The sequence below is a fragment of the Pseudomonas sp. 39004 genome, assembly GCF_028682155.1.
Classification (GTDB): domain Bacteria; phylum Pseudomonadota; class Gammaproteobacteria; order Pseudomonadales; family Pseudomonadaceae; genus Aquipseudomonas; species Aquipseudomonas capeferrum.
Map to the genome: position 1 here is coordinate 21977 of NZ_JANIAG010000053.1, position 9917 is coordinate 31893.

Here is a 9917-nt window from a genome sequence, read left to right on the forward strand (position 1 = left end):
CTTTGTTGTTCTGAAGGATGGCGCTCAGGCCTTGACGGTGCGCTTTTCAATACGCTTTTCGAAGGTGCCGACAATCACGCGGTCCACGAAAATACCGGGGGTGTGGATCTCGCTGGGCAGTAGCACGCCCGGTTCGACGATCTCTTCCACTTCAACCACGGTGATCTTGCCGGCGGTGGCCGCCAGCGGGTTGAAGTTCTGCGCGGTGTTGCGGTACACCACATTGCCGTAATGGTCGGCCTTCCAGCCCTTGACGATGGCGAAGTCACCGGTGATGGATTCTTCGAGAATGTAGTGGCGGCCTTTGAATTCACGCACTTCCTTGCCATCAGCAACCGGGGTGCCATAGCCGGTGGCGGTGAAGAAGGCCGGGATGCCAGCGCCGCCGGCACGCATTTTCTCGGCGAGGGTGCCTTGGGGGGTCAGTTCGACTTCCAGTTCACCACTAAGCAGTTGGCGTTCGAATTCGGCGTTCTCGCCCACGTAGGACGCGATCATCTTGCGAATCTGCCGCTCTTCCAGCAGTACACCCAGGCCGAAACCGTCGACACCGCAGTTGTTGGAGACCACGGTCAGGCCCTTGACGCCACGGCGCTTGATCTCGTTGATGAGGTTTTCTGGAATGCCGCACAGGCCAAAGCCACCGGCCAGTACCGTCATGTTGTCGGTCAGGCCGTCGAGGGCCTCTTCATAGGTTGCTACGCGCTTGTCCAGTCCGGCCATGTTGATCCGCCTTTTGTAGTTGTTGAACCGACGAGGCTGTCGGTGAGCGTGTGCTGCCATCTTCACCGCAGACGACTGATTTGTTAATTTTGTTTCCATCATCGATTGATAACTATTTCAAAACAAACAGTAGGCCCGTCATGAACGTCAAGCAACTCCGCGCCTTCGTCGCCGTGGCCAAGTACCAAAGCTTCGCCCAGGCCGGCGAGCATCTGCATGTTTCGCAACCGGCATTGAGCCTGACCATCAAGGCCCTTGAGGAAAACCTAGGCGGCGCCTTGCTCAGCCGCACCACCCGCAGTGTCAGCCTGACCGCCGAAGGTGAAGTGCTGCTGCCACTGGCGCGGCGCCTGCTGGCCGACTGGGACGACACCGAAGAACTGCTGCGCCAGCGCTTCACCCTTCAACTGGGGCGGGTTTCAGTGGCGGCGATGCCGGCTTTTGCAGGCAACCTGCTGCCCCGCTCGCTCAAGGTGTTTCGCCAGCGCTACCCGAAGGTCAACGTCACCGTGCACGATGTGATCAACGAACAGGTACTGGAACTGGTGCGCCATCGTCGCGTCGAACTGGGCATCGGTTTCGAACCGGACAACACCGATGGCCTTGTTTTCTACCCGTTGTACATGGACCGCTTCGTCGCCGTGGTACCCGCTGACTCACCGTTGGCGTTGTTGCCCAGGGTCAGTTGGGCGCAACTGCTGGCCGAAGACTTCATTGCCTTGCAGCGCCCTTCGGCGGTGCGTCTGCTGATGGAACAGAACGTCGCGGCCAGGCACGGCAAGTTGGCGGTGGCGTTCGAAAGCCATCAGCTGTCTACCATTGGGCGCATGGTTGCCAGTGGCCTGGGCGTCAGCGCAGTACCGGCGCTGTGCATCAACCAGATGCAGGAGCTCGGCGCCCGCTGCCTGCCCTTGGTCGAGCCCTCGGTCGAACGGCGCATCGGCGTCATTGCCCTGAGCGAGCACAAATTGTCCACCGCAGCGCAAGCGCTGCTCGAGGTACTGCTTTCCCATACCCTGATCCCGGAGGTGACATGCGACACGTGAAACTGGCAGGTTCGAGCGTTCCGGCCATTGGCCAGGGCACCTGGTACATGGGTGAAGACCCCGGCCGCTGTGCAGCTGAGGTGTCTGCCCTGCAACAGGGTATCGAACTGGGCCTGAGCCTGATCGATACCGCTGAAATGTATGCCGAGGGCGGCGCGGAGGAAGTGGTCGGCCAGGCCATCGCCGGGCGTCGCGACCAGGTGTTTCTGGTCAGCAAGGTCTATCCGCACAATGCCAGTACGCGGGGCGTGCCGGCTGCCTGCGAGCGCAGCCTCAAACGCCTGGGTACCGACTGCATCGACCTGTACCTGCTGCATTGGCGTGGCCAGCATCCACTTGAGCAGACCGTCGAGGCATTCGAGCGCCTGCGCGAACAGGGCAAGATCAAGCGCTGGGGGGTGTCCAACTTCGACGTCGATGACCTGCGCGAACTGAACAACCCCGATTGCGCCACCAACCAGGTGCTGTACAACCCGACGCAGCGCGGCATCGAGTTCGACCTGCTGCCGTGGAGCCAGAAGCGTGCATTGCCAACCATGGCGTACTGCCCACTGGCTCAGGCCGGGCAGTTGCTGCAGCATCCTGTGCTGCTGGAGATCGCCGAGCGCCATGGCGCGACAACGGCCCAGGTCAGTCTGGCCTGGGTGACCCGTGAAGATGGGGTGATCGCCATTCCCAAGGCGGTAGCGCCAGAGCATGTGCGGCTGAATGCGGCGGCGGGTGTGCTGACCTTGAGCAGCGAAGACCTACGGGCAATCGACCGGGCGTTTCCACCGCCGACCCGCAAACAACGGTTGGCGATGGTCTGACCGACACCGCCCCTACACGGCTCAGTGAAAATCGCGGCTACGGACATCCAGCCCCTGCAGCAAGGGGCTGACATCCTCCAGCCGCCGCGCGATCAGGTGGCGAACGCCATTCTCCTGCTCCAGCCGCCCGCTCACCTTGAGCAATTGCGAGCCCACTAATGCTCGCCGCTGCCGCTCGGCCAAGTCACGCCACACCACCACATTGACCATGCCGTACTCATCCTCCAACGTCACAAACGTCACCCCGCTGGCGGTTTGCGGGCGTTGCCTGCCCACCACCAGCCCGGCCACGGCAATGCTGTCGCCATGCTCGACAGCTGCCAGCTCGCACGAACTGCGACAGCCCAACGCGCGCAAGCGTGGGCGCAGCAGTGTCAACGGGTGTGGCCCAAGCGTGGTGCCCAAGGTTTGATAATCGCTGACCAGGTCTTCACCCACGGTCGGCGCCGGTAGCGCCACCGCGCCCTCCGGGGCTGCGTCAACTTCAGCGAACAAGGGCAGTTGCGGTTGCACGGCCGCCACCTGCCAGCGCGCCTGGTGGCGGTCACGCGCCAGGGCCCTCAGCGCCCCGGCGTCCGCCAGGCGGGCGCGCGCACGCTGGTCGAGCCCTGCACGCAAGCACAGATCCTCGACATCGCGCCAGGGCCGTTGCGCCCTCGCCTGCTCCAGGCGCCGGGCATCGGCCTCGGCAAAGCCCCGAATCTGCCGCAACCCCAGGCGAATGGCCAGGGCACTTTCAGCCACGCGCTCGAGCGTGCAATCCCACTCGCTGTGAAACACATCCACCGGCCGCACCTCGATACCTTGGCGCCTGGCCTCCTGCAGCAGTTGGTCGGGGCTGTAGAAACCCATGGGCCAACTGTTGACCAACGCACAGGTAAAAATGGCCGGCTCATGGCACTTGAGCCAACTGCTCGCATAACACAGCAAGGCAAAGCTGGCCGCGTGAGACTCAGGAAAGCCATAGCTGCCGAAGCCCTTGATCTGTTCGAAGATGCGCTCGGCAAACGACAGGTCGTAACCATTGCGCAACATGCCCTGTATCAGCCGCTCACGGTGCGGCTCCAGCCCACCGTGGCGCTTCCAGGCAGCCATGCTGCGCCTTAACTGGTCGGCCTCGCCCGGGCTGTAGTCGGCAGCCACCATGGCCAGTTCCATGACCTGTTCCTGAAACAGCGGCACCCCCAGGGTACGCTCGAACACTTCCTGCAACTTCGGCGAGGGGTAGGTGACCGGTTCCTGCTTCAGGCGCCTGCGCAAGTAAGGGTGGACCATGTCGCCCTGGATCGGCCCGGGGCGCACGATGGCCACCTCGATCACCAGGTCGTAGAAGGTGGTGGGTTTGAGCCGAGGCAACATGGCCATTTGCGCCCGTGATTCGATCTGGAACACACCCATGGTCTCGGCCCGGCTGATCATCGCGTAGGTGGCCGGGTCTTCAGCTGGAATGCTCGCCAAGGTCAGTTGCCGGCCACGGTGGCGTTGCAGCAGGTCGAAACAACGGCGCAAGGCGCTGAGCATGCCCAGGGCCAGTACATCGACTTTGAGCAGCCCGACCATGTCCAGGTCGTCCTTGTCCCACTGGATCACCGTGCGGTCTTGCATCGCGGCGTTTTCCACCGGCACCAGTTGGTCGAGCGGCTGTTGCGAGATGACAAAGCCGCCAGGGTGTTGCGACAGGTGCCGGGGAAAGCCGATCAGCTCAGCGGCCAGAATCAGCACCCGCCGCAACGATGGGCTGCTGGCCTCGAAACCCGCTTCGGCCAGGCGCTGTGCATCGGGGATGCGATCACTCCAGCGGCCGCAGCACTTGGCCAATGCATCCACCTGATCGGCCGGCAGCCCCAGTACCCGCGCCACATCACGCACCGCACCGGCAGCGTGATAGGTGTTGACCACGGCGGTGAGTGCGGCGCGATGCCGGCCATAGCGACGAAACACGTACTGGATCACTTCTTCGCGGCGGTCGTGCTCGAAGTCCACGTCGATGTCGGGCGGCTCGTTGCGCTCGCGTGACAGAAAACGCTCGAACAGCAGGCGGTGCTGCATGGGGTCGAGTTCGGTGATCCCCAGCACGAAACACACCACCGAGTTGGCCGCCGAACCCCGGCCCTGACAAAGGATATGCTGGCTGCGGGCGAAGGCGACGATGTCGTGCACGGTCAAGAAGTAGCTTTCGTAAGCCAGCTCTTCGATCAGTGCCAGCTCCTGTGCCAGCACTTCGCGCACCTTGTCGCTCGGCCCGGCCGGCCAGCGCAACGGCAAGCCTCGCTCGCACAGTTCGCGCAGCCAGCTTGCGGGGGTATGGTTTTCGGGCACCAGTTCACGCGGGTACTGGTACTTGAGTTCGCTGAGGTCGAAACGGCAGCGCTCGGCAACGGCCAGGGTCTCGGCCAGCAAATCAGCGGGGTACAGTTCCTGCAGCTGCTGCGGGGTGCGCAGGTGACGCTCGCCATTGGCGAACAGGTGGCGCCCGGCCTCGGCTACCTGGCAGTGCTGGCGGATGGCGGTCATGCAATCCTGCAGGGCACGGCGACCGCGTACGTGCATGTGCACGTCGCCACAGGCCACGGCGCGGATACCGACCTTGCCCGCCAGTTCGCGAAGCTTGCCAAGGCGCACCTCGTCGTCACTGCCTCGGTGCAAGTGCACCGCCAGCCAGAGCCGCTCGGCGAACAACGTGTGCAGCCAGTGGCCAGGCGCAGGGTCATCGGGGTCGTCGGCAATCCATAGCGCCAGCAACCCTTCATTGTGCGCGCGCAGGTCATCGCCGAACACCTGATACGCGCCCTTTTCCGCCCGCCGTCGCGCACGGGTAACCAGTGCGCACAGGCTCTGGTAGCCCGCCAGGTTTTCCGCCAGCAGCACCAGCCTGGGGCCATCCTGCAGGCGCATTTCACTGCCGACAATCAGTTGCAGCTGGTGCTCCTTGGCCGCCTGCCAGGCGCGCACGATACCGGCCAGGGTGCACTCATCGGTGATCGCCAAGGCTTGGTAGCCCTGCTCGCGGGCACGCCGGAACAACTCATCGGCACTCGACGCACCCCGCTGGAAGCTGAAGTTCGACAGGCAATGCAATTCGGCATAGCCGAACGTATTCATGCGAACCAGCCTTGCAGCCACAACGGGCCTGGCTGGCTGAGGTCGCGGTAGGCCCAGCCACGCAGGCCTTCGCGGGTTTCGATGCGGTAGTAGTCGCGACGCACGTCGCCACCGTCCCACCAGCCCGATTCGATGCGCTCGGCTTGGCCCAACAAGCGGTGCCCTGCGTCGTCAAGGGCCAAAGGCGTCGGGAGCAGCCAGCCGGGGCGGCTACCTGGCATCAGTTGCAGGCTCGCGCGTTCGCCCTGCTCCACCGCTTGCCAGGCACATTCGGGGCGATGGTCGGCCTCGGCGCTCAGCCCTTTTACCGCCTCATCGCCCAAGCGCGCACGCAACCGCTCACGCAGTTGCTCCCAGGGCTGGGCCTGCTGGGTTCGGGGGTCGAACAGCGCCTGGTACTGGGGCACGAAGGGTGGCAAGTCATCGGCGACCAGGCGCAGGTTACGAACCGGGGCGCGCAGCTGCAGCGGCTCCAGCCGCCCTTTGGCCAACTCGAAGAGCATGCCGGCATCACGCTCGGCCGCCAGCAGCCCCACCTGCAGTTGCGTGTCAGGCCCTTCGGCATGCTCAAGGTGCAGGCAGAAGCGTTGCACGCCGCAATCGCGCCCGGCCAGGAACGCGCCAAGGTCATTGAGCATTCTGCGCAATGGGAACAGCAGCGCCTGGTGCGATTCAACGTCAAAGTTCAGCTCCAGACGCGCTTCGAAGCGGTCAGGCGGCTGGTAGAAAGCCAACCCCAAGCTACGCAGGCCGAGCAATTGGTCCAGGTGCAGCTGGACCTGGGCAGAAAAGCGTTTGGCCAGGGCATCGCGAGGCAAGGCCATGACCTGGCCGAGCTGGCGCAGCCCCATACGGGCAAAGGCCTCGGCGGCCTCCTGAGGCAGCCCGACACGCTCGATTGGCATGCGTGCCAGCACTGCGCGCGCCTCTTCGGCGCAGGTCACCGCCAAGCCATCGTGGCCATTGGCGAGCATGCGCGCCGCCACCGGGTTACTGGCCAGCACGATGCGCTGACGCAAGCCCAGCTCACTGAGCTCTTGGCGCAGGCGTGCCTCGAACAATGGCCAGGGGCCGAACAATTGCAGGCTGGAGCCTACTTCCAGCAGCAGCGCCCGTGGGTAATGCAGGCTCACCTGGGCACTGAAACGATAGGCCCAGGCTGCCAGCAGTTGTTGCAACTGTTCGATGCGTTTGCCGTCGGCTTCCACGCAAGTGAAGCCATCGGCCAGGGCACGGGCCGCCGTCAGGGTTTGCCCGGCACGCAGGCCCAGTGCCGCAGCAGCGGGGTTGACCGCCTGCAAGACGCGCCGCTGAGTGGGGCCGCCAATCAGCACCAGTGGCGTATCGGGGTCGTCGCGTTCGCGCAGCACCGTGTCCAGCGCCAGCTGTGGCAGCAGAATGCAGGCCCAGAGCATGATGCATCAGCCCTGCCCGGGGCAGGCGATGGGCTGCGCCGGGGGCATGCCACCTCGGCTCTTGAGCACGCGCCATTGTGCTGGCCGGGTGTCGATGGCAATGCGCAAAGCGGCTGGCGACGGATTGTTTGCCGCCTGCTGCGGGCGACAGGCGAAGGCCAGCGCCTGGCCGGTCTCGGCGGCCACCTGCAGGCGCCGCAGTGCACGGTCATCGGCGCGTTCTGGCCAGCACAGCACGGCGGCGCAACTGCTCGAGCGCAGGCATTGCTCAGCCGCCCAGAGCGCGTCGACCGGCGCGGCGGCCACCTGGACCAGCCAGCGTAAATCCACCCCCGCTGCCTGCCAGGCAGGGGCAAAGGGAATAAACGGCGGCGCGACCAGCACCACCCGCCCGCCTTCAGCGGTCAGGCGTGCCAGTGAAGGCCATAGCAACTGCAGCTCACCGCAACCGGGGCTGGCCAGCAACAGTTCGCTGAGTGCTGCGGCCGGCCAGCCGCCCTCGGCAAGGCGTTGGTCCAGCGCGGCATGGCCGGTGGGCTGCAACCCCAGGGGCCGTGCCTGAACCTGCCGGCCGCGCCAGACCTGACGCTGGTCGAGCAGCCTGTCGAGATCGACCACCGCGCCCATCAGTCGCGCCTCAACAGGCCGCAGAACACGCCTTCGATGAAGAACGCCTGTTCAGGCCCCACATCGATCGGCGCATAGGCCGGGTTGCGTGGCAGCAGCCGGTAACCACCGGCCTGGCGCTGCAAGCGCTTGATGGTCACCTCGCCGTCCAGGCGGGCAACCACGACCTGCCCGTCACGAGCCTCGCCCTGCTGGCGAATGCCGACCAGGTCACCGTCGAAGATGCCGTCGTCGATCATCGAGTCGCCGCGCACCTTCAACAGGTAATCGGGTGTGCGCCGGAACAGGCTGGGGTCGATCAGCAATTGCTCGTGAATACCGAGGTCCGGGCCGATCGGCGCACCTGCGGCGACCTGGCCCAATACCGGCACTTCGAGGATTTCCGGGCGGCGCAGGGGCTGGGCCAGGCGAATGCCACGGGCCTGGTTTGGCGTGACGTCGATGTAACCGGCCTGGCACAGGGCGGTGATGTGCTTGCGCGCGACACTGCGCGAGGCAAAGCCGAAGCGCGTGGCGATGTCGGCGAGGCTCGGTGGCTGGCCGTGGTCGGTGATGCGCTCACGAATGAATTCGAGAATGGCGCGGCGTTTGGGGGTCATATTGTCCATGGAGCACATTTGTACTCTTTTCGCAGCGCACTGAACAGCCCCCTTCGTCGTCAGCTTTGGTTATGATCGTTGGGCTTGTGTTTTTTCATACTTGGATACCTGATGCTGACTGCCCTGCTGTTCGACCTCGACGGAACCCTTACCGATACCGATACCCTGCACTTGCAGGCTTTCCGCCAGTTGCTGCGTGAACATGATGGCCGCGAACTTTCCCAGGCCCAGTTCGATGCGCAGGTCAGTGGCCGGGCCAACGGCGCACTGTTCGCCGAGCTGTTTGCCGATGCCAGCCCACAGGAGTGCCTGGCGCTGGCAGACCGCAAAGAGGCGTTATTCCGCTCGCTGGCGCCGTCGCTCGAACCGATGCCGGGGCTGTTGCGCCTGCTGGAGCACGCCCAGGCCTGTGGCCTGGGCATGTGCGTGGTCACCAACGCACCGCGGCTCAATGCCGAGCACATGTTGCAGGCCATGGGGCTGGGGGCACGTTTCGAGCATGTGCTGGTGGCCGAAGAGCTTGAACGTGCCAAGCCGGACCCGCTGCCCTACCTGACCGGGTTGCAGCGCCTTGGCGCGGTGGCCGGTCAGGCGCTGGCCTTCGAGGACTCGCTGCCCGGGGTCAGGGCTGCCAGCGGGGCGGGTATCTTTACGGTGGGGGTAGCCACTACGCAGACAGCTGAACGGCTGATGGAGGCGGGTGCTGGGTTGGTGATTCGGGACTTTGATGATCCGCGGTTGTGGGCGTTGATTGAATCGATGGGGTGATGGCTTTGGAGCATGCCTTGAGCGCTCTAGCGCCTATGAGATCGAGCGCCGCCCGCGCGGCGCATCGCGAGCTAAGCTCGCGCCTACATTTGTCCCACGCTCCCCTCCCCCAGGCCCCCACATGCTCATCGACGAAGAACTGACCCTGAAAAAGCTGGAAACCTTCCTCGCCTTCATGCGCAGTGGCAACCTCGGCCGGGCCGCCGCCGAACTCTCCACCAGTGCCGTCAGCGTGCACCGCGCCATCCACTCGCTGGAAAACGCCCTGCGTTGCCCGCTGTTCAAGCACGAAGGCCGCCAGCTGATTCCGCTGGAGAGCGCCTACGTACTGGAGAAAAAAGCCCGTCAGCTGATCCAGGACGCCGAGCAGATGGTGCGCCAGACCCGCGAAGCCGCAGGCTTCTACGCCGAACGCTTCCGCCTTGGCGCCTTGTATTCACTGACCGTGAAGACCGTGCCAAAACTGGTCATGGGCCTGAAGCTGCGCCGCAGCGAGCTCAACATCGACCTGACCCTGGGCTCGAACGTCGACCTGCTGCAACGCCTGAAAAACCACGAACTGGAGGCCATCCTGGTATCGCTCGATGAAAGTGTCAGCGACCCCGCCTGCGAGCAACTGCCGCTGTTCTCCGACGATATCTTCCTCGCCGTCCCCACCGACTCGCCCTTTGCCGAACAAGCCGAGGTGGACCTGGCAGACCTCGCCGACTCCACGTTCATCACCCTGACCCAAGGCTTCGCCACCCACCGTGACGGTGCGCGGGTATTCCAGCAGGCAGGGTTCGAGCCCAAGGTGGCCATGCAGGTGAACGATATCTTCACCCTGCT

At 64.5% G+C, this 9917-nt stretch carries 9 protein-coding genes; 4 read left to right on the forward strand and 5 right to left on the reverse strand.

Annotation, left to right across the window (positions count from 1 at the left end):
• Positions 1–24: 24 nt before the first annotated feature.
• A complete protein-coding gene (locus NP534_RS11855; RefSeq protein ID WP_033698034.1) occupies positions 25–723 on the reverse strand; it encodes a CoA transferase subunit A in 699 nt (232 codons plus the stop codon).
• Between the two features lie 140 nt (positions 724–863).
• On the opposite strand from NP534_RS11855, the gene NP534_RS11860 reads away from it, so the two are divergent.
• Together NP534_RS11860 and NP534_RS11865 are read left to right on the forward strand one after the other, a co-directional pair.
• A complete protein-coding gene (locus NP534_RS11860) occupies positions 864–1769 on the forward strand; it encodes a LysR family transcriptional regulator (protein ID WP_274098815.1) in 906 nt (301 codons plus the stop codon).
• The gene (locus NP534_RS11865; protein WP_274098816.1) at positions 1757–2578 is read left to right on the forward strand and encodes an aldo/keto reductase; all 822 of its coding nucleotides are present in this window, start codon (positions 1757–1759) and stop codon (positions 2576–2578) included. The genes NP534_RS11860 and NP534_RS11865 overlap by 13 nt, the downstream gene beginning before the upstream one ends.
• A gap of 21 nt (positions 2579–2599) precedes the next feature.
• Here NP534_RS11865 and NP534_RS11870 read toward each other — a convergent pair whose 3' ends face one another.
• The 4 genes from NP534_RS11870 to lexA are packed head-to-tail and all read right to left on the reverse strand — an operon-like array spanning position 2600 to position 8339.
• Positions 2600–5680, reverse strand: a complete 3081-nt coding sequence (locus NP534_RS11870; RefSeq protein ID WP_274098817.1) for an error-prone DNA polymerase — start codon at positions 5678–5680, stop codon at positions 2600–2602.
• Positions 5677–7095: a Y-family DNA polymerase gene (locus tag NP534_RS11875; RefSeq protein WP_274098818.1), complete on the reverse strand. Its 1419-nt coding sequence runs from the start codon at positions 7093–7095 to the stop codon at positions 5677–5679. Before NP534_RS11875 ends, NP534_RS11870 begins: the two co-directional genes overlap by 4 nt.
• A 6-nt stretch (positions 7096–7101) precedes the next feature.
• Entirely contained in the window at positions 7102–7722 is a 621-nt protein-coding gene (imuA, locus tag NP534_RS11880; protein WP_274098819.1) for a translesion DNA synthesis-associated protein ImuA, read from the reverse strand.
• A complete protein-coding gene (lexA, locus tag NP534_RS11885; protein WP_033698044.1) occupies positions 7722–8339 on the reverse strand; it encodes a transcriptional repressor LexA in 618 nt (205 codons plus the stop codon). The genes imuA and lexA overlap by 1 nt, the downstream gene beginning before the upstream one ends.
• A gap of 93 nt (positions 8340–8432) precedes the next feature.
• Here lexA and NP534_RS11890 point away from each other — a divergent pair, with 93 nt between their 5' ends.
• Positions 8433–9089: an HAD family hydrolase gene (locus NP534_RS11890; RefSeq protein ID WP_274098820.1), complete on the forward strand. Its 657-nt coding sequence runs from the start codon at positions 8433–8435 to the stop codon at positions 9087–9089.
• A gap of 121 nt (positions 9090–9210) precedes the next feature.
• The coding region (locus NP534_RS11895; RefSeq protein ID WP_274098821.1) for a LysR family transcriptional regulator at positions 9211–9917 on the forward strand (707 nt) is incomplete at its 3' end.